Raw genomic sequence first — 17,967 nt, 5'->3', positions numbered from 1 at the left:
ACCAGTGGCAGTCAGCATTACCTGATGGCTGCTACGGGAAAACAATTAGCCGGCCGGGTGGTCTTGAGCAACGCAGCGGCCCGAAGCCCTTGCGCAGTAACTGCTTTATTACCCTTATTACCTATGAAAATCGGAATCATTGGGGCCGGCCACATCGGCAGCGCCCTCGCGGGGCGGCTCACCCGCCTTGGTCACGCTGTGCGCATTGCCAACTCGCGCGGCCCCGAAACGCTTACGAGCGTGGCCCAGAAAACCGGCGCCACTCCCGCCACGGCCCGCGAGGCGGCTCGCTTCGGCGAGCTCATCGTGGTGACCATTCCCCTGATAAATATCCCTGACCTGCCCAAAGACCTGTTTGAAGGCGTGCCGGCTGAGGTGCCCGTGATTGACACCAGCAACTACTATCCGCTGCTGCGCGACGGCCACCTGCCCGAGCTGGAAAGCGGCTTCCTGACCGAGAGCGAGTGGGTGCAGCAGCACCTGAACCGGCCGGTAGTGAAGGTATTCAACAACATTCTGGCCGACCATCTCGAAAAAGCGGGGCAGCCTGCCGGCACGCCCGGCCGCATTGCCCTGCCCGTGGCCGGCGACGAGGCCGCCGCCAAGCAAAAGGTAATGGCCCTGGTTGAGGAGCTGGGCTTCGATGCTCTGGACGGCGGCCGGCTGCACGAGTCGTGGCGGCAGCAGCCCGGCACGCCGGCGTACTGCACCGATATGTCCGCTGCCGAGCTGCGGCAAAGCCTGGCCAGCCTCGGCACCGAGCGCACGCCCGCGCAACACGCCCAGTTCCTGGCCAACCACGCCGAGCAGGAGCAGCACATGGCGGCCCAAGGCATTAAGCTGAAGTAACAAGCTGAAGTAACCAACGCCATTTCCCGGCGCGGGCGGGCCAGCGGCTGGCAGGCTTTGCCCGGCAAGTAGTAATCCAGGCAAAGCCTGCCCGGCGGGGCGGCTGAGCCGCTTTCAGTCAAAGACGGTCACGCCGAAGCCGGCGTGACCGTCTTTTTTTCTAAACAGCAGTTCCAGGCCGTGTGCGTCGCAACTTCGGCCTGTGGTAAAGATTGTGCTATAAGGGGATGGTTTTATTAAATGGAATAATTATTCTGTAGCAGTAAATAAGAAGTGTGTTGTTCTGCCACCGTAGTAAGCTCTACGCTAAGGCCCGGGCGCTGCTGCCAGCACGGTAGCCTGGCAGCAGCAGGCAGCAACCATTGGGCGGCGTCAGCAGTAGGAGGGCAGTAGTTACTACAGCCAACCACTAACCCCTTCTGATTTACCAATGGAAGAAAATCCTAATCTGAGCCGGCGCAGCGTATTGGGCGGCCTGGGCGCCACCCTGGCCACGGCGGCCGTAGCCCCCATGCTTGCGGCTTCGGCCGAGGCCGCTCCCGCCGCGCCGGCCGAGCTGCAAAACCCGGTTACCAAATACCCGCGGCCGCCGTTTAAGAGTCAGTCGCAGCCCTGGCCCGGCCTGGCCGGCCAGATGGACCCGCGCCCCGACCACGGCGAAACCAGCTACAAGGGCTCGGGGCGGCTGGCGGGCCGCCGGGCCCTGATTACGGGCGGCGACTCGGGCATGGGCCGGGCAGCGGCCATCGCCTACGCCCGCGAAGGCGCCGACGTAGCCATCAACTACCTGCCGGCCGAAGAGCCCGATGCCCGCGAAGTAATTGCCATCATCAAGGCGGCCGGGCGCAAGGCCGTCGCGATTCCCGGTGATATCCGCGACGAAGCCTTTTGCCAGCGGCTGGTGGCCGAGGCCGTGCGCGGCCTCGGCGGGCTCGATATCGTGGTCAGCAACGCGGGCCGGCAGCAGTCGCACGCCTCCATTCTGGATATCACGACCGAGCAGTTTGACTGGACGATGAAAACCAACATCTACGCGCCCTTCTGGATTATCAAGGCCGCGCTGCCGCACTTGCAGCCGGGCTCGGTTATCATCGGCACCACCTCGGAGCAGGCCTACGACCCCTCGCCCGACTTGTACGACTACGCCCAGACCAAGGCGGCGACGATGAATTATGTCAAGTCGCTGGCCAAGCAGCTCGCGCCCAAGGGTATCCGCGTCAATGGGGTGGCGCCGGGGCCCATCTGGACGCCCTTGCAGGTAAGCGGCGGCTCCACCCAGGAAAACCTGCAAAAATTCGGGGAGAAAACGCCCATGGGCCGGCCCGGCCAGCCCGCCGAGCTGGGGTCCATCTACGTGCAGCTCGCGGCCAGCGACGCCAGCTTCGCCACCGGCCAGGTCTACGGCTCGGCTGGCGGCAGCGGCCAACCGTAGTTTTAAGCAGTCAGTTAGCAGTTATACCCGTCACGAAGTGGGTTGCGAATCCAGGAGGTGAAAGTTGAGGGTAAGTAAGGACGCGAGTTCTTGGCCGAACTCGTTGAGTCGGGAGAAGAAGCCGAGCACGGCTTGTCGGAAGTGGCCCTTGGTGCGGTAAAAGGTGGCGTTGATGATTTTCTGGCGCAGGAACTTCCACAGGCGCTCAATCAGGTTCAGGTTGGGCGAATAGGGCGGCAGAAAGACCTGCACCAGGGGCTTATCGGCCAGCCACTGGGTCAGTTCCTGGTTTTTGTAGTAGCGGGCGTTGTCGCAGACCACGTAAATCGGTTGGCTGGGATGGGCGGCCAGCAGCTGTTCGTATAAGGCTTTTGTGCTCTGGGCGTTGACGCAGGCCGTTTCGTGCACGTACACCTGCGTAGGGCAGTGCGCGTTGAGGGCCGCGTTCAGATTCACCCGTTCGCGTCCGCTGACCGTAGGCAGGGGCCGCTGTGCGCCTTTTTCGGTCCAGGCCCGGGTGCAGCGGGTGTTGTGGGTGGGGTGGGCCGCGTCGGCAAAATACACCACGGCGTCGCCGGCCGCAGCCCGTTCCAGCAGGGGCTGCAACCGGTTGGCCAGAAAAGCGGCCTGCGCGTCGGCGTCCGCTTCGCAAGGCATGGGCGTGGTGAGCTTGTACACAAAGCCCAACCGGTGTAGCAGGTCCGTCAGGCCCGAAACCGAGTAGCGCACGCCGGTGGCCTGTGTCAGCCAGGCCTGCAACGGGCGGCAGTCGGTGTACAGGGTCCGGCGCAGCTCCTGGCACAAGCCGGCGAGTTGGGTGCTGGTCAGCAGCCCCCAGTAGCCGCGCTGCTCGTGGGCCAGGTACTTCTCCAAGCCCAACCGGGCAAAGGCCTCGGCGTAGCGGTACACCGTGCCATCATCCAGCCCCAAATCGTCGGCAATGCTTCCCGCCGAGCGCCCCTTGTCCAGCAACAGCACCACCGTCACTTTTACGTAGCCCTCGTCATCGCGCCGTTGCTTTTGCAACGCACGCAACCGTTGGCGCTCCGGGTCGGTGAGGGAAACCTGCATGCCGCAAGTTTAATCAACGGCTTTCGCTTTTTACTTCGCGACGAGTTTAGTAGTGAACAGCTAAGGGCAGTATTACCGCCTTTCATTGTTCACTACTAACTCCTCACTGTTCACTGCCTTGCGTAGCACGTAGTCTTTGAGCCGCACGCTTTTTACGCTCCGCCGGAATGCGGGCGTGAGCGTGTGCAGGAGCGTAGTGTTTTTGCCAGCGGCAGTCTGGTACCAGCTTTTGCAGCCCGAGGCCCACACGGTGGTGCCGAGCTTGCGCTGCACCTCTTCGTTGTGGGCGCGCTGGGCTTCGGGCTTTACGTCGAGGTAGGCCCCGGGCCCGGCCTGGTCGAGGATGCGCAGGTAATCGAGCACGTAGTTTACCTGCGACTCCATAATGTGGATGATGGAATTGTGGGCCAGGCCGGTGTTGGGGCCCACCAGCACCAGCATGTTGGGGTAGCCCGCTACGGTGGTGCCCCGGTAGGCCTCGGCGCTGCTTTGCTGCCACTCGCCAAACAGGCTGCGCCCGCCCAGTCCGCTGATGTGCAAATCGACCATAAACTCGGAGGCCACGAAGCCGGTGCCGAAAATAATGGCGTCCACGGGCCGCGCCTGGCCGTCGTGGGTGACGATGCCGGTGGGAGTTACTTCCCGGATACCTTCGGTGACAAGCTCCACGTTGGGGCGGGTGAGGGCAGGATAGTAGTTATTCGATATAAGTACCCGCTTGCAGCCCAGCTGGTAGTTGGGCGTGACTTTGCGGCGTAGCTCGGGGTCTTTAATGGCGCGCTTAAGGTGGCGGGCGGCCAGCTCGTTGGCCTGAGCGGCCAGCTTTTTATTACCCATGAAGAGCAGCCCGAACAGCTCGTTGCGCCAGTAGATAAGCTCGCGCTGCATCCACTGCAGCAGCGGCAGCCGGCGGAACCAGGTTTTTTCTTTCTCCGAAAAAGCGCGGTCGCGCCGGGGCAAAATCCACGGGGCCGTGCGCTGAAACACGTAGAGCTGGCCGACCAGCGGGGCAATCTGGGGCACGAACTGCACGGCGCTGGCCCCGGTACCAATCACGGCCACGCGCTTGCCCTGGAGGTCGTAGTCGGTATCCCACTGCGAGGAGTGGAAGGTTTTGCCGGCAAACGTGGCTAGGCCCGGCAGCTGCGGCAGCGCCGGGCGGTTGAGCGGCCCGATGGCCACCAGCACCACGCGGGCGGTGGTCTGCTGCCCGGCGCGGTCGGTGAGCGTCCAGCGGCCGGTAGCTTCCGCAAACTCGGTGCGGATAATCTCGGCGTTGAACCGAAGGTGGGGCCGCAGGTTGAATTGGCTGACCGTCTGCTTGATGTAGCTCAGAATCTCGGGCTGGCCCGCGTACATGCGCGTCCAGTCGGGGTTGGGGGCGAAGGAGAAGGAGTAGAGCGGCGAGGGAATATCGCAGCCGCAGCCGGGGTAAATATTGTCGCGCCAGGTGCCGCCGACTTCGGCGGCCCGCTCAAAGATGACGAACGAGGTGTTGCCGCGCTGTTGCAGGCGAATGGCCGCCGTGAGGCCCGCAAAGCCGGCCCCGATGATGGCTACGTCCACGGAATGTTGCATAAGAAAGCGAGAAGCCAGCGGAGAGGGTGGGAAAAAGATACGCTGCTTGCCGACTAATTTACGGCGCGCCGTACGTTTGCATCCCAGCCCTTCGCATTTCCAGCTGCCCACCCCCCGCCTTCGCCCCATGAAACGCCTTTTATTGCTGCACGGCTACACCGAAGACCGCACTATTTTCGATACGCTGCGGCCGTTGCTGCCGAGCTTCGACGAAGTGCTCTCGCTGGAGCTGGAAGAGGAATTTGCCGGCTGGCACCCGGCCGGGCGGCCCAACGTGCTGGCGTTGGCGCAGCATCTGGCAGACCGCTACCAGATTAGTGCGGCCGATGTGCTCATCGGCCACTCGATGGGCGGCTGGATTGCCGCGCATCTAAAGCAGCTCACCGGGGCCACGGCCATCCTGCTCAGCTCGTTTACCGACCAGCGCAAAATTGTGTCGGCCATTCGCAGCCCGCGCTTGCTGAGCTTTTATGCGTTGTCGGGCCTGATGCAGGCCCGGTTTATGCGCGAGCGCTTCAAGCGTAATTACCGCCGCGACGAGTCGCGCCAGCTCTACGCCCAGCTGGTCGATAACCTGGCCCGGCACCGCCGCCGCTACGTGCATCAGCAGCTGCAGGTGCTGTTTGCGCCGGCGCCGCCGCTTACCGTGCCGCCCGATTTGCGCCTGCACGCCCGCCGCGACAACGTTATCCGACTGCCCGACGAGCCCTTCGTGGAGCTGCCCGGCGACCACTTTGCCCATTACTTCTACCCGCAGCCGGCCGCCGAGGCCATCCGCGAGTTTTTAAGTAAAAAGTAACAGCTGCTTCTCTCACTTCTTTCCTTTTCCCACCCAGTCATGACCAGTATTAAGGATTCTCTATTTATCGTGACCGGGGCGGCCTCGGGCATCGGGCAGGCGGTGGCTATTCGGGCGGCGGCGCAGGGCGCGCACGTGCGCGCCTCTGATGTCAACGCCGAGGGCCTGGCCCGCACGGCGGCTACCGTGCGCCAGGCCGGCGGCCGCCTGGAAACCTCGGCCCTCGACGTGAGCCAGGCCGACCAGATAGCCGCCTACGCCCGGCACGTCGCCGAAACGTATCCCGGCCAGCGAATTATTCTGCTTAATAATGCCGGCGTAGCCCTGGGCGCGGGCACCTTCGAACAAAACACGCTGGAGGAGTTTGCCTGGCTGCTGGAGATTAACCTCTGGGGCGTGGTGCGCATGAGCAAGGCGTTTCTGCCGCTGCTGCGCGCCGGGGGCGGCCACCTCGTGAACGTATCGAGCGTATTCGGCCTGTTTGGCGCGCCGCAAAACGCGGCCTACAGCACAGCCAAGTTTGGCGTGCGCGGCTTCACCGACGTGCTGCGCAACGAACTGGCCGGTAGCGCCATCCGGGTTTCAACGGTGTTTCCGGGCGGTGTTAAAACCAACATCGCGGCTAGCGCCCGGCTCGGGGTCAGCGTCACACCCGAGCAGCACGCCAAAGCCAACCGGCGCTTCGACAAAAGCGCCCGCACCACGCCCGAGCAGGCGGCGGTCCTTATTCTCAAGGGCATTGAGCAGAACAAGGCCCGCATCATCGTCGGCCCCGACGCCCGGGTTATGGACTGGCTCACGCGCCTGCTGCCGGTGCGCTACGCCCGCCTGGTGCTGCCCGGCGTGCGGAAGGCATTTAGCTCAAAGTAGCGCAGGTGGTAGTAGTTAATAAGACCGACCTAAACCTAGCGACCCAAAAAAAAGCAGGTAGCTTCCCACTAACAACGGGCCGACCCATAAGGTCCAGCGCTTTACACGTGGGCTGACTCCCTGGGTTCGTCGCACGAGCGAACTCTGTAGTAGATAAGCGGGTAGCAGGCCTGCGAATAGAAATAGGTTCACAAATCCTTGTCCTTCCAAATCGTGCATGCCACCTCCATAGAGCTTGATGCCGGCATCGTGTAGGCATAGCAGCAACGCCGTAGCTACAGCCGCCGGAAGGACGAGTTGGGGGTGCCGGTTGGTGTGCAGCAAGGCGGTAATACTGATAATGACCAGGGGAGTTAACAGAATGCCAATCGGCGCCTGGAGGTGGTCGGCGTAGTCATTCGCCAGGGCAATAACCAGGGCCAGTAGAATGGTTAGGGGAAAAGGCATAGCAGGCAAAGGGGAAAGTGAGGCCCAAAGGTCCCCGCGCCTTTTTCTCGCTTTCTTGACAAATGTCATTTTTGCCTAGCTCTTGCCCCGCAGGCGGCTCAGGGTTTCGGCAGCCACGCCCAGGTGCGAGGCAATGTGCTTGAGCGGTACCCGCCGTAGTACTTCCGGAAAATCGGCCAGTAAGTGGGCGTAGCGGGTGGCAGCCGGCTGCGTTCGCAGTTGGTGGGCGCGCTGCTCGCTCAGAACGTAGTAGCGTTCGGTGATGACCCGGCCAAAAAGATTAAATTCGGGAAACTCTTTGTAGAGTGCTTGCAGCTCCTCGTAGGTAATGGAATACAGTGCGCTGGCTTCCAGCAGTTCCAGGAATTCAGTCGAAGGCAGCCGGGTCAGAAAGCTGACAATAGAAATTACGAAGTCGCCCTCGCGCATAAACCACGAGGATATCTCGCGACCCTCGTGCAGCAAATAGCCGCGCACTAACCCCCTTTCGACAAAATACACTCGCCGCGCCACCTGGCCCGGTTGCAGTAACAAGTGCCGGGCCGAAAACTCCTCGTGGCGCACTGTCGAGGCTAATGCTGCTCGTAGCACCGGGCTCATTGGCGCGATGGTTTCGAGCGCGGTGATGAAATCGGGCATAGGCCGAAGATAGCTCCCCGGCCCGGTTTTGCGTAGGAGGCATTGGAATTCCAGCCGCCTGCCTACCTTTGCCCCACGATGACCCCCGTTTGCCGCCTTACGTCCGCCTTTAGCTCCGCGCTGCCGGTCCCCACTATGGGCCTGGCGGCTGCCTGGCGGGCTGCGCAGCCGGCTGGTGCCGCGCCGCAGCATCACCACCATCTGTAGGAGACCGGGCAACCGGGCTGGCCGCTACCCTGTAGCCTCTGAAGCCAGCCGCTCGCGTCTCCACCGCCGCCCCGCCGCTGGGCCGGGAAATAACTTTTTCTTCGTTTGGGTATTTACGGATGAGCTTTCCGGCGGCCAGGTGCGGCCGGGGCACCGTCCAGTTTCGCGGCTGGCCCCTTGGCGGGTCGGCAGCTTTTTTCTTCTCATGCTGCGTTTAGCCATTCAAAAGTCCGGCCGCCTTTCGGAGGACTCCCTTCAGCTCATCCGCGAGTGCGGCATCAGCTTCGTTTCGTCGTCTTATAAGCTCAAGGTCGAGGCCAGCAACTTCCCGCTCGAAATCCTCTACCTGCGCGACGACGATATTCCCGGCTACGTGCAGGACGGCGTGGCTGACCTCGGCATCGTGGGCCAGAACGTGCTGGTAGAAGCCAACTGCGCCGCCCTGGAGGTCGAAACCCTGGGCTTCAGCAAGTGCCGGCTGAGCCTGGCCGTGCCCCGCGGCGCGGCCTATGGCTCGGTGGCCGACCTGCAAGGCAAAAGTATTGCGACTTCGTACCCCAAAATCCTGGGCGACTACCTGGCCGGCCAGGGCGTGCAGGCGCACCTGCACACCATCAGCGGCTCGGTGGAGATTGCGCCCAGCATCGGGCTGGCCGAGGCCATCTGCGACATTGTGAGCAGCGGCTCCACGTTGCTCGGCAACGGCCTGCGTGAGGTCGAAACCATTTTCCGCTCCGAAGCCGTGCTTATCGCGGCCCCCGGCCTCAGCCCCGAAAAGCAGGAGCTGCTCGACCAGCTGCGCTTCCGGATGCAGGCCGTGCGCCGGGCCCAGCGCTCGAAATACATCGTGCTCAACGCGCCGGTTTCGGCGCTTGATGCGGTAAAGGCGCTGCTGCCGGGCATTAAGTCGCCCACCGTCACGCCCCTGGCCGAAGAAGGCTGGGTGTCGGTGCAGTCGGTGGTGGATGAGGATAACTTCTGGCACCTCACCGGTCAGCTCCAGGCCATCGGAGCCGAAGGAATTCTGGTGCTGGGTATCGAAAAGCGAGTCGGGTAGGAAAGAAAAGGTAGTACTATGCAAATCTTTCGCAACCCCGACCCTAGCCAGTGGCCCGCGCTCCAGCAGCGGCCGCTGGCGGCCAGCAACGCCGCCATCCTGGCCCGCGCCGGCGAGATTTTCGACGACGTAGCCCGGCGCGGCGATGAGGCCCTGCGCCAGTACGCCGCGGAGCTCGACGGCGTACCCGCCCTCCCCAACCTGCGCGTGAGCGCCGAAGAGCTGGCGGCCGGGGCCGCCCAGGTGCCGGCCGCGCTGCAAGCCGCCATTCGCCAGGCTATTCAGAATATTGAAAAGTTTCACGCCGCCCAGCGCCCCGCCGCCGTGGAAGCCGAAGTGGAGACCATGCCCGGCGTGCGCTGCTGGCGCCGCAGCGTGGCCGTGCCGCGGGTGGGACTGTACGTGCCGGGTGGCTCGGCGCCGTTGTTTTCTACCTTATTAATGCTGGGTATTCCGGCCCGGCTGGCGGGCTGCCGCGAGATTGTACTCTGCACGCCGCCCGGCCGGGGCGACGGCCGCGTGGCGCCCGCCATTCTCTTCGCCGCCCAGGAGCTGGGACTGACCACCATCATCAAAGCCGGGGGGGCGCAGGCCATCGCGGCCCTCACGGTAGGTACCGCCTCGGTGCCGGCCGTGGACAAGATTTTCGGCCCCGGCAACCGCTACGTAACCGCCGCCAAGCAGCTGGCGGCCCAGCGGGGGGTGGCCATCGATATGCCCGCCGGGCCCAGCGAAGTACTCGTTATCGCCGATGCCAGCGCCAACCCGGCTTTCGTGGCGGCCGACCTGCTCTCGCAGGCCGAGCACGGCCCCGACTCGCAGGTGGTTCTGCTAACGGACTCCGAGCAAATGCTGACTGGTGTAATCGCCGAGCTGGCGCGCCAGCTGCCGCGGCTGCCCCGCGCCGAGATTGCCCGCCAGGCCCTGGCCGAGAGCCGCGCCGTGCTGCTGCCCGACGTCGCCACCATGCTGGAGTTCAGCAACCAGTACGCGCCCGAGCACCTTATCCTGGCCCTGGCCGCGCCCGAAAATATAGCGAATGATGTATATAATGCCGGCTCCGTTTTTATGGGCCACCTCACGCCCGAGGCGGTGGGCGACTACGCCTCCGGCACCAACCATACGCTGCCGACGGGCGGCTACGCCCGCGCCTACAGCGGCGTGTCGCTCGACTCGTTCTACAAGAAAATCACCTTTCAGCAGCTGGCGCCCGCCGGCCTGCTCGCCCTGGCCCCGGTGGTAGAGGCGATGGCCGAAGCCGAAGGGCTGCGCGCCCACGCCCAGGCCGTGGCCCTGCGCCGGGAGGCGCTGGCGACCAGTCGCTAGCTCAGGCGGAGCGCCTCACCCCAACTCCCTCAAAAAGGAGAGGGGAGTCTGATAAAAACCTGTTCAGCTAGCCAGCCCACGCAGTGGGCGTATCTGCGCCATCCGTTAAATCCGTTAAATCTGCGATGAATTTAGAATCCCTCATTCGCCCCAACATCCGGGCCATGAAGCCATACTCGTCGGCGCGCGACGAGTTTCAGGGCGAGGCCCAGGTGATGCTCGATGCCAACGAGAACAGCCTGGGCAGCGCCGGGCCGGCGCAGTTCAACCGCTACCCCGACCCGCAGCAGCGGGCGGTAAAGGCCGGGCTGGCGCAGCTGAAAGGCGTGGAGCCCGCGCAGATTTTCCTGGGCAACGGCTCCGACGAGGCCATCGACCTGCTGGTGCGCCTGACCTGCACGCCGGGCGGCGCGGACAGCATTTTGCTGCTGCCGCCTACCTACGGTATGTACGAGGTGGCCGCCCACCTCAACGATGTGCGCATCGAGCGCCTGCCGCTGACGGCCGACTTCCAGCTCTCGCCCGCCATCGTGGCCGGTGTGCTGGCCTCTTCGGCCAAGCTGGTATTTATATGCTCGCCCAATAACCCGACCGGCAACCTGCTGCACGCCGCGGCCATCGAGCAGATTCTGCGCGGCTTCCGGGGCCTGGTGGTGGTGGATGAGGCCTACGCCGACTTCGCCGCGGCCCCGAGCTGGACGACCCGCCTGGCGGAGTTCCCCAACCTGGTGGTGCTCCAGACGTTTTCCAAGGCCTGGGGCCTGGCCGGCCTGCGCCTGGGCATGGCCTTTGCCGCGCCGGAAATCATCGGCTACCTCAATAAAATCAAGCCGCCCTACAACATCTCCGAGGCTACCCAGCAGCACGCGCTGGCGGCGCTGGCGGCGGCTCCGCACTTCGAAGAGCTGCGCCGGCAGCTGCTCAGCGGCCGCGCCTGGCTGGCTGCGCGCCTGCCCGCGCTGCCGATTGTGGCCGAGGTTTTCCCGTCGGATGCCAACTTTTTGCTGGTGCGCTTCCACCCCGACGCCACCGCCGTGTACGACTACCTGCTGGGCCGGGGCATTGTGGTGCGCAACCGCACCACCCAGCCCGGCTGCGCCGGCACGCTGCGCCTGACCGTGGGCTCGCCCGCGGAGAATGAACAGCTGCTGGCGGCGCTGGCGGAGTTTAACGCCGCGTAATTCCTGCTTTATCCTGACATGAAAAAAGTTCTCTTCATCGACCGCGACGGCACCATCCTCATCGAGCCGCCGACCGACTATCAGATTGATGCCTGGCATAAATTCGACTTTGTGCCCGGCGCCATTACGGCCCTGGCCCGGCTGGCCCGCGACGGCGAGTACGAGCTGGTACTGGTCACCAACCAGGACGGCCTTGGCACCGCCAGCTACCCGGAGGATACCTTCTGGCCCTACCAGCAGAAAATGCTCGACATCCTACGCGGGGAGGGGGTCGAGTTCAGCGAGATTCTGATTGACCGCAGCTTTGCCCACGACCCGGCCCCGACGCGCAAGCCGGGCACGGCGCTGCTCACCCGCTACCTCGACCCGGCCAACGGCTACGACTTAACGCACAGCTACGTCATCGGCGACCGGCGCACCGACGTGCAGCTGGCCGAGAACCTGGGCTGCCGCGCCATCCTGCTCCACGCCGAGGCCGACGAGCGCGCCGCGCTCAGCACCACCGACTGGGCGAAAGTCTACGAGCACCTGCGCCGCCCGCCGCGCCGCGCCCACGTGATGCGCAACACCAACGAGACCCGCATTGAGGTTATCCTTAACCTCGACGGCACCGGCCACACCGATTGTAAAACCGGGCTGGGCTTTTTCGACCACATGCTCGACCAATTGGGCAAGCATAGTGGCTGCGACCTCTACGTGCGCACCCACGGCGATTTGCACATCGACGAGCACCACACGGTGGAGGATACGGCCATCGCCATTGGCACGGCCTACCACGAAGCGCTCGGCGACAAGCGCGGCGTGAACCGCTACGGCTTCCTGCTACCCATGGACGATGCGCTGGCCCAGGCGGCCATCGACTTCTCGGGCCGGCCCTGGCTGGTGTGGGCCGCCGACTTTACGCGCGAGCGGGTGGGCGACGTGCCGACCGAGCTGTTTTACCATTTCTTTAAAAGCTTCTCCGACGCGGCCCGCTGTAACCTCAACATCAAGTGCGAAGGCGACAACGAGCACCACAAAATCGAGGCGATTTTCAAGGCCGTGGCCAAAGCCATTAAAATGGCCCTGGTGCGCGACCCGGCCGGGCAGCACGAGATTCCCAGCACCAAAGGCATCTTATAAATGCTGTTTTATCATTTGGGTAAATCCGGCTAAAGTACTCATTATACCAAATGTTTTAAAATGAACATTGCCGTCATCGATTACCAGGGAGGCAACGTGCAGTCAGTCCTGTTTGCGCTCGAGCGCCTGGGGGTCACCAGCGCCGTACTCACGTCCGACCCCGACGTCATCCGCCGGGCCGACCGGGTGCTGTTTCCGGGGGAAGGCGAAGCCAGCTCGGCCATGCGGGCGCTGCGGGCTGCCGGCCTCGATAAGGTGCTGCCCACGCTCACCCAGCCTTTCCTGGGCATCTGCCTGGGCATGCAGCTGCTGGGCCGCCACAGCACGGAAGGGCCGGCCGGCGGCACCGAGCTGCTGGGAATGCTGCCGTTCGAGGTGGTGCGCTTCGCGCCGCCCGATGCTACGCATAAGGTGCCGCACATGGGCTGGAACAACCTCCACGACCTGCAAACGCCGTTGTTTGCGGGCCTGGGCACAGCGCCGCCGAAAAGCGATACTCAGTCGGCTCGGCCAGCTGATGCGACTCCGACGGCGGCCGACTACGTGTATTTTGTGCACAGCTACTACGCGCCGGTGGGGAGCTACACCATTGCCCAGGCCAGCTACCCGGCGGGGGTGCCCTTCAGCGCGGGGGTGCGCTACCGCAACTTCTACGGCGTGCAGTTTCACGTGGAGAAGAGCGGCCCGGTTGGCGAGCAGATTCTGCGCAATTTCCTGGAGGGCGACCTGCGCTAAGCAGCCCTGATTGATTGCTCAAATGTTGCAATAAGCTGCTTTTGCCAGTCCTAAGATTATTATACAAATGGATATTATTCCGGCCATCGACCTCATCAACGGCCAGTGCGTGCGCCTGACCGGCGGCGACTTTGCCCGCCAGACCACCTACGCCGCCGACCCGCTGGCCCAGGCCCAGTACTTCGAGCAGCTCGGCGCCACCCACCTGCACCTGGTGGACCTCGACGGGGCCCGCGCCCGAGCGCCGCGCCAGCTGCCGGTGCTGGAGCGAATTGCCCGGCACACCCGCCTGCACATCGACTTCGGCGGGGGCATTCAGACCACGGCGGCGGCCGAGGCGGCCTTTGCGGCCGGGGCGGCGCAGCTTACGGCGGGTAGCATCGCGGCCCGTGAGCCGGCCCTGGTGGGGGAGTGGCTGGCCCGCTTCGGGGCCGGGCGCATCATCATCGGAGCCGATTTCAAGGGCGAGTACATTGCCGTGAGCGCCTGGACCGAGCAGTCGGACCAGACCCTGACCGGGTTTATCGGCGCTTACCTGGCGGCCGGGGCCACCACCTTCATCTGCACCGACGTGAGCCGCGACGGTCAGCTTCAGGGCCCCGCCACCGCTACCTACGCGGCGCTGCGGCAGCAGTTTCCGGCCGCGCAGTTCGTGGCCAGCGGCGGCGTGACGACGGTGGACGACGTGGCGGCGCTGCGGGCGCTGGGCATGAGCGGGGCCATCATTGGCAAAGCCATCTACGAAGGCACCATTACGGAGGCCGAGCTGCGCGCCGAGCTGGCCAGGTAGCGGGGTCGCTTTAAGCTTCCTGCCTGCTTCGTTGTTATTTCCCCGCCATGTCCTTCGCTCTCCCGGTTACGACCGTTTTTTTGACCTCGACGATACGCTCTTCGACCACGCGGCCAGCGGCCGTAGTGGCCACGGCGCGGGCGGCCCTGGCCGCTACGGCCGCTGGCCGGCCCACGCTGCACGGCGTGCCGGTGGAAGAGCTGTACCTGATTCCTGTATAATATATAGCGTATGCTGACCAAACGCCTCATTGCCTGCCTCGACGTACAGAACGGCCGCACCGTAAAGGGCACCAACTTCGTGAACCTGCGCGACGCCGGCGACCCCGTGGCCCTGGCCGCCCGCTACGCCCAGGAGGGCATCGATGAGCTGGTGCTGCTCGACATCACCGCCACCGTGGAAAAGCGGCGCACCCTCCTCGAGCTGGTGCGCAACGTGGCCCGCGAGGTCAATATTCCCTTCACCGTGGGCGGCGGCATCGGGGCAGTAGCCGACGTGGAGGCGCTGCTGCTCAACGGAGCCGACAAAGTCAGCCTCAACTCTTCCGTATTGCGCGAGCCCGGCCTGATTGACGAGATGGCCCGTCGCTTCGGCAGCCAGTGCATCGTGGTAGCCGTGGATGCCCGGCAAACCAACGAAGAAGCCACGACCGCCTCGCAAGAAGCCTGGGAAGTCTTTACCCACGGGGGGCGTCATCCCGCCGGCCGCGAGGCCGTCGCCTGGTGCCGCGAGGCCGCCGAGCGTGGGGCGGGCGAGCTGCTGCTCACTTCCATGAGCCACGACGGCACCCGCGACGGCTACGCCCTCAGCCTGACACGGGGAGTCGCCGCCGCCGTAGGTGTGCCGGTTATTGCCTCGGGCGGGGCGGGGGCGGCCCCGCACTTTCGTGAGGTGCTGCGGCCCGGCGGGGCCGACGCGGCGCTGGCGGCCAGTGTCTTCCATTTCGGCGACATCTCGGTGGCCGGGCTCAAAAACTATCTGCTGCTGGAAGGCGTAGCCATGCGTCCGGTTGGCTAGGATTGGGGCTGGTTTAAATATAATAAATAATCTATGTATCAGCAGCTGGCCCACGTTGCCTTGTTAGTTCGTGACTACGATGAGGCGATTGCCTTCTACACCCGGCAGCTGGGTTTCCGGCTGCTGGCCGATACCCGCCTGAGCGCTACCCGGCGCTGGGTGCTGGTAGCGCCCCCTGGTGCCCCGGCGGGCAGTGCCCTGCTGCTGGCTCAGGCCGACGATGCCGAGCAGCTAAGCCGGGTCGGCAACCAGACCGGCGGCCGGGTGTTTCTGTTTCTGCAAACCGACGATTTCTGGCGCGATTACCACGCTATGCGGGCGCGGGGCGTGCGCTTTCACGAAGCTCCGCGTGAGGAAGTCTACGCCACGGTAGCCGTCTTTGAAGACCTGTATGGCAACCTCTGGGACCTGCTGCAGCCCAAAACCCCGGTTGCCTGACCCCACTTGCGGCTCGTCCGCTTTTCTCTTCTCTTATGACGTTAGATTTTCAAAAGATGCCCGACCAGCTCATTCCCGCCATCGTGCAGGATGCGGCCACGGGGCAGGTGCTCATGCTGGGCTACTTCAACGCCGAAGCCTGGCAGCGCACGCAGGCCGAGGGCCGCGTAACGTTCTACTCGCGCTCCAAACAGCGGCTCTGGACCAAGGGCGAAACCAGCGGCAACTACCTGCAGGTAGTGAGCCTGCACCTCGACTGCGACCAGGACACGGTGCTGGTGCTGGCCCGGCCCGATGGTCCCACCTGTCACCGGGGTACCACCAGCTGCTTCGAGGGGCTGCCCGGTGCGGAAGAAGCGGCGCCGGATGCCACCCGCCCGGCCCCGGCGGTGAGCTTTCTGGCTGAGCTGGACCGCCTCATTGAGCGGCGCCGGCAATACCCGGCCGAGGAGCCGGGCTCTTATACGGTGCGGCTATTTGAGAAAGGACTGGCCCGTATTGCCCAGAAAGTAGGGGAGGAAGCCGTTGAAACGGTTATCGACGCGATGGCCGGTAATAAAGCCGGCCTGCCCGGGGAGGCGGCTGACCTGGTGTACCATCTGCTGGTGCTGCTACGTGCCAGCGGCTCCTCGCTGGAGGAAATGCTGGCCGTGCTGCGGCAGCGCCACCAAACCATCGGCGCGGGCCAGCGCCGCCCGCTGCCCGACTAAGCCGCCCGCCCGCGAAGGGTAATTTTGCTTAACATAATTTATAAACAGGATTATTTGCTTCTTCTGGTCAGTCAGTTATCTTTTTAGTTGGCGCTCGATTTTATCCAGCAGTGCCCTGATTAAGTTCAGGTCTTCTACTTCGGTTACGTCGAGCTGGGTGTTCATGCCGGGGCCGGTGAGTTGAATACGAAACAGCCGCTCGGCCGGGGCTGGCCCGGTGCCCTGGGCACTGGCTGGGGGAGTTGCTGGCTTAGCGGGCGCTGCCTGGCTGCTCGTAGTAGCAGTAGGAGCCGGCCCGCTGGGGGCGGCTCCTACTACGTTGTCGCCGGTGCCGTTGAGCCCAAAGAGACTGGCGATAGCATCGGTAGTAGCTGCCGGGGCGGGGCGTTGGGCCGGTAACAGGGGCTTGTTGCCGGCGTGGAGCGCTGGCGGCGGGGGAAGAGCCGTTGCTGCTGGCAGCAGGGCTTCTAAGGGGGCGTTGTCGAAGTCGTCGTCGGTCGGCTCCGACTCGTCGGGCTCAGGCGCACTGGGAAGCGGAAGCTGGCGAAATACGTTGGGTGCCGGGGTAGGGCTGGCCAACTCGCGCCGGGGTGGCTGTTGAGCAGCCAGCTGGTCGATATCTGCAATGATATTGTGCTCGTCGAGGAGCTTTACCATGCGTGCCCCGTCGACAAAAGCCTTGGAAACCCCCTGGGCATTGATTTCTTCCACCCCAAACTCGCGCATGAGTAGTACATCGAGCATGGCGACGGGTAATTCCCGGGAGCGGAACTTACGGCAGAGTTGCGTGAAGAGTGGAGGCGTTAGAAAGGCTTCCCGGTGAAAGACGAGCTCTTCCTGCTTGTCGTAGGCATGCTTAATGCGGCGAAAGAGCGTGGTGGTGGCCAGCAGCTCTCGTTTGCTGGTCAATAACCCAAACTTCACGGCAGAGCCCACAATGGCCTTGAAAGAGCCGCTCACTTTACGATTAAGCTTGCGGGCGCAGGTATCGAGGGCGCATTTTCCGCCGGTGTCGTCTACTACTTCGGCTACTTCCCAGGCGCCGCTGTAGCTGGTGCGGGGATAATCAATCAGTTTTGGCATACTAGTACTAGATTAGGATGGAGTACAGGGTCTTGGCAATAGTAGTACAATTATAAACTATAAAACAAGCAATAAAGTTAAAAGTATAAAAAAGTATAAAAATTATGTTTTATTTTGTACTTTTTTATACTTATAGGTACTTAATGTACGTTTATCTATTATACCAACACTTAACTTAGTTTTATACTGTACTAGGATAGGAAAAGAGCTTAGCTAGGAGTAGAGCCTGTTATTCTTTACCATCCATCTTAACTGAGTCACTGCCGAGTCGGCAGTTGCTGCCAAGTCCAAGTGTACCATACAGGTCCTGGAAGCCGCCTGTGGTATACCACCGCCGAAGTCCTGACTTCTGCTCCCCAGCACACTACGACCAAGCAGCCCGGGCTTGCGCAATAGCGCAGACTATCAGCCGGCATTGCGAGGCTGCTCAGGCCCATAGTTAACACAATCGAACAGGCAGAGCCCGGTGGGACCACCCGCACGCACCAGGTCGCACATCATGGTCAAGTGTTAAAGCCCACCTGGTCGACATAAACCTTTTTGGCGCGGCCAAGGCCGGCCACCGGAACAGGAATAAGTTCGAGCTTTAAATCTATACGTTTCGGCGGGCTGCTGA

The 17,967-nt window shown here is 63.4% G+C and carries 19 protein-coding genes; 14 read left to right on the top strand and 5 right to left on the bottom strand.

The genetic code is table 11. The annotated features are described in order from the left end of the window. Positions 1 to 123: 123 nt before the first annotated feature. Entirely contained in the window at positions 124 to 849 is a 726-nt protein-coding gene (locus F6X24_RS13850) for an NADPH-dependent F420 reductase (RefSeq protein ID WP_151088570.1), read from the top strand. Between the two features lie 430 nt (positions 850 to 1,279). Beyond that, on the top strand, positions 1,280 to 2,281 hold the full coding sequence (locus tag F6X24_RS13845) for an SDR family oxidoreductase (protein ID WP_151088568.1): 1,002 nt from the start codon (positions 1,280 to 1,282) through the stop codon (positions 2,279 to 2,281). Positions 2,282 to 2,311: 30 nt separating this feature from the next. Here F6X24_RS13845 and F6X24_RS13840 read toward each other — a convergent pair whose 3' ends face one another. Next, a complete protein-coding gene (locus tag F6X24_RS13840) occupies positions 2,312 to 3,352 on the bottom strand; it encodes an IS630 family transposase (RefSeq protein WP_151086484.1) in 1,041 nt (346 codons plus the stop codon). Positions 3,353 to 3,424: 72 nt separating this feature from the next. Beyond that, entirely contained in the window at positions 3,425 to 4,930 is a 1,506-nt protein-coding gene (locus F6X24_RS13835; protein ID WP_151088566.1) for a flavin-containing monooxygenase, read from the bottom strand. A gap of 127 nt (positions 4,931 to 5,057) precedes the next feature. On the opposite strand from F6X24_RS13835, the gene F6X24_RS13830 reads away from it, so the two are divergent. Together F6X24_RS13830 and F6X24_RS13825 are read left to right on the top strand one after the other, a co-directional pair. After that, positions 5,058 to 5,729, top strand: a complete 672-nt coding sequence (locus F6X24_RS13830; RefSeq protein ID WP_151088564.1) for an alpha/beta fold hydrolase — start codon at positions 5,058 to 5,060, stop codon at positions 5,727 to 5,729. Positions 5,730 to 5,768: 39 nt separating this feature from the next. Next, positions 5,769 to 6,599 carry an SDR family NAD(P)-dependent oxidoreductase gene (locus F6X24_RS13825; RefSeq protein WP_151088562.1) on the top strand — a complete coding sequence of 277 codons (831 nt, stop codon included), beginning with the start codon at positions 5,769 to 5,771 and terminating at the stop codon, positions 6,597 to 6,599. A gap of 15 nt (positions 6,600 to 6,614) precedes the next feature. Here F6X24_RS13825 and F6X24_RS13820 read toward each other — a convergent pair whose 3' ends face one another. Both F6X24_RS13820 and F6X24_RS13815 read right to left on the bottom strand, forming a co-directional pair. Next, positions 6,615 to 7,046, bottom strand: a complete 432-nt coding sequence (locus F6X24_RS13820; protein WP_151088560.1) for a hypothetical protein — start codon at positions 7,044 to 7,046, stop codon at positions 6,615 to 6,617. Between the two features lie 75 nt (positions 7,047 to 7,121). After that, on the bottom strand, positions 7,122 to 7,685 hold the full coding sequence (locus F6X24_RS13815) for a Crp/Fnr family transcriptional regulator (protein ID WP_151088559.1): 564 nt from the start codon (positions 7,683 to 7,685) through the stop codon (positions 7,122 to 7,124). A 412-nt stretch (positions 7,686 to 8,097) separates the two neighbouring features. Here F6X24_RS13815 and hisG point away from each other — a divergent pair, with 412 nt between their 5' ends. From hisG to hisIE, 10 genes are all read left to right on the top strand, one after another. Then, positions 8,098 to 8,949: an ATP phosphoribosyltransferase gene (gene hisG, locus F6X24_RS13810; protein ID WP_151088558.1), complete on the top strand. Its 852-nt coding sequence runs from the start codon at positions 8,098 to 8,100 to the stop codon at positions 8,947 to 8,949. Positions 8,950 to 8,967: 18 nt separating this feature from the next. Beyond that, entirely contained in the window at positions 8,968 to 10,275 is a 1,308-nt protein-coding gene (hisD, locus tag F6X24_RS13805; RefSeq protein WP_151088557.1) for a histidinol dehydrogenase, read from the top strand. Positions 10,276 to 10,400: 125 nt separating this feature from the next. Continuing rightward, positions 10,401 to 11,456, top strand: a complete 1,056-nt coding sequence (hisC, locus tag F6X24_RS13800; protein WP_151088555.1) for a histidinol-phosphate transaminase — start codon at positions 10,401 to 10,403, stop codon at positions 11,454 to 11,456. A gap of 18 nt (positions 11,457 to 11,474) precedes the next feature. Continuing rightward, the gene (hisB, locus tag F6X24_RS13795; protein ID WP_151088554.1) at positions 11,475 to 12,578 is read left to right on the top strand and encodes a bifunctional histidinol-phosphatase/imidazoleglycerol-phosphate dehydratase HisB; all 1,104 of its coding nucleotides are present in this window, start codon (positions 11,475 to 11,477) and stop codon (positions 12,576 to 12,578) included. 60 nt (positions 12,579 to 12,638) lie between these two features. Continuing rightward, positions 12,639 to 13,313 (top strand): imidazole glycerol phosphate synthase subunit HisH, encoded by a 675-nt coding sequence (gene hisH / locus F6X24_RS13790; RefSeq protein WP_151088553.1) that lies wholly within the window; start codon positions 12,639 to 12,641, stop codon positions 13,311 to 13,313. A gap of 67 nt (positions 13,314 to 13,380) precedes the next feature. Then, complete coding sequence (locus F6X24_RS13785; RefSeq protein ID WP_151088551.1) at positions 13,381 to 14,103, top strand: 1-(5-phosphoribosyl)-5-[(5-phosphoribosylamino)methylideneamino]imidazole-4-carboxamide isomerase; 723 nt, start codon at positions 13,381 to 13,383, stop codon at positions 14,101 to 14,103. A gap of 47 nt (positions 14,104 to 14,150) precedes the next feature. Continuing rightward, positions 14,151 to 14,324, top strand: a complete 174-nt coding sequence (locus F6X24_RS19005; RefSeq protein ID WP_191906329.1) for a hypothetical protein — start codon at positions 14,151 to 14,153, stop codon at positions 14,322 to 14,324. A 10-nt stretch (positions 14,325 to 14,334) separates the two neighbouring features. After that, positions 14,335 to 15,120 (top strand): imidazole glycerol phosphate synthase subunit HisF, encoded by a 786-nt coding sequence (hisF, locus tag F6X24_RS13780; protein ID WP_151088550.1) that lies wholly within the window; start codon positions 14,335 to 14,337, stop codon positions 15,118 to 15,120. 33 nt (positions 15,121 to 15,153) lie between these two features. After that, positions 15,154 to 15,558 carry a VOC family protein gene (locus tag F6X24_RS13775; protein ID WP_151088548.1) on the top strand — a complete coding sequence of 135 codons (405 nt, stop codon included), beginning with the start codon at positions 15,154 to 15,156 and terminating at the stop codon, positions 15,556 to 15,558. Positions 15,559 to 15,593: 35 nt separating this feature from the next. Beyond that, positions 15,594 to 16,268 (top strand): bifunctional phosphoribosyl-AMP cyclohydrolase/phosphoribosyl-ATP diphosphatase HisIE, encoded by a 675-nt coding sequence (gene hisIE / locus F6X24_RS13770; RefSeq protein ID WP_151088547.1) that lies wholly within the window; start codon positions 15,594 to 15,596, stop codon positions 16,266 to 16,268. A gap of 75 nt (positions 16,269 to 16,343) precedes the next feature. On the opposite strand, the gene F6X24_RS13765 is transcribed toward hisIE, so the two are convergent. Next, entirely contained in the window at positions 16,344 to 17,351 is a 1,008-nt protein-coding gene (locus F6X24_RS13765; protein WP_151088545.1) for a hypothetical protein, read from the bottom strand. Positions 17,352 to 17,967 lie beyond the last annotated feature (616 nt).

Origin of the sequence: Hymenobacter baengnokdamensis (assembly GCF_008728635.1) — a bacterium.
Taxonomy (GTDB): domain Bacteria; phylum Bacteroidota; class Bacteroidia; order Cytophagales; family Hymenobacteraceae; genus Hymenobacter; species Hymenobacter baengnokdamensis.
Note: the sequence above shows the minus strand (reverse complement) of the source record. Positions and strands in the feature narration are given on the sequence as shown.

Excerpts from the sequence above, each read along its gene's own strand:
- F6X24_RS13850 (WP_151088570.1), top strand. The coding sequence starts at position 124 with ATGAAAATCGGAATCATTGGGGCCGGCCACATCGGCAGCGCCCTCGCG.
- F6X24_RS13825 (WP_151088562.1), top strand. The coding sequence starts at position 5,769 with ATGACCAGTATTAAGGATTCTCTATTTATCGTGACCGGGGCGGCCTCG.
- F6X24_RS19005 (WP_191906329.1), top strand. The coding sequence starts at position 14,151 with ATGTCCTTCGCTCTCCCGGTTACGACCGTTTTTTTGACCTCGACGATA.
- F6X24_RS13785 (WP_151088551.1), top strand. The coding sequence starts at position 13,381 with ATGGATATTATTCCGGCCATCGACCTCATCAACGGCCAGTGCGTGCGC.
- F6X24_RS13830 (WP_151088564.1), top strand. The coding sequence starts at position 5,058 with ATGAAACGCCTTTTATTGCTGCACGGCTACACCGAAGACCGCACTATT.
- F6X24_RS13845 (WP_151088568.1), top strand. The coding sequence starts at position 1,280 with ATGGAAGAAAATCCTAATCTGAGCCGGCGCAGCGTATTGGGCGGCCTG.
- hisF (WP_151088550.1), top strand. The coding sequence starts at position 14,335 with ATGCTGACCAAACGCCTCATTGCCTGCCTCGACGTACAGAACGGCCGC.
- F6X24_RS13835 (WP_151088566.1), bottom strand. The coding sequence starts at position 4,930 with ATGCAACATTCCGTGGACGTAGCCATCATCGGGGCCGGCTTTGCGGGC.
- F6X24_RS13820 (WP_151088560.1), bottom strand. The coding sequence starts at position 7,046 with ATGCCTTTTCCCCTAACCATTCTACTGGCCCTGGTTATTGCCCTGGCG.
- hisD (WP_151088557.1), top strand. The coding sequence starts at position 8,968 with ATGCAAATCTTTCGCAACCCCGACCCTAGCCAGTGGCCCGCGCTCCAG.
- hisB (WP_151088554.1), top strand. The coding sequence starts at position 11,475 with ATGAAAAAAGTTCTCTTCATCGACCGCGACGGCACCATCCTCATCGAG.
- hisC (WP_151088555.1), top strand. The coding sequence starts at position 10,401 with ATGAATTTAGAATCCCTCATTCGCCCCAACATCCGGGCCATGAAGCCA.
- F6X24_RS13775 (WP_151088548.1), top strand. The coding sequence starts at position 15,154 with ATGTATCAGCAGCTGGCCCACGTTGCCTTGTTAGTTCGTGACTACGAT.
- F6X24_RS13815 (WP_151088559.1), bottom strand. The coding sequence starts at position 7,685 with ATGCCCGATTTCATCACCGCGCTCGAAACCATCGCGCCAATGAGCCCG.
- hisH (WP_151088553.1), top strand. The coding sequence starts at position 12,639 with ATGAACATTGCCGTCATCGATTACCAGGGAGGCAACGTGCAGTCAGTC.
- hisG (WP_151088558.1), top strand. The coding sequence starts at position 8,098 with ATGCTGCGTTTAGCCATTCAAAAGTCCGGCCGCCTTTCGGAGGACTCC.
- F6X24_RS13840 (WP_151086484.1), bottom strand. The coding sequence starts at position 3,352 with ATGCAGGTTTCCCTCACCGACCCGGAGCGCCAACGGTTGCGTGCGTTG.
- F6X24_RS13765 (WP_151088545.1), bottom strand. The coding sequence starts at position 17,351 with ATGCCAAAACTGATTGATTATCCCCGCACCAGCTACAGCGGCGCCTGG.
- hisIE (WP_151088547.1), top strand. The coding sequence starts at position 15,594 with ATGACGTTAGATTTTCAAAAGATGCCCGACCAGCTCATTCCCGCCATC.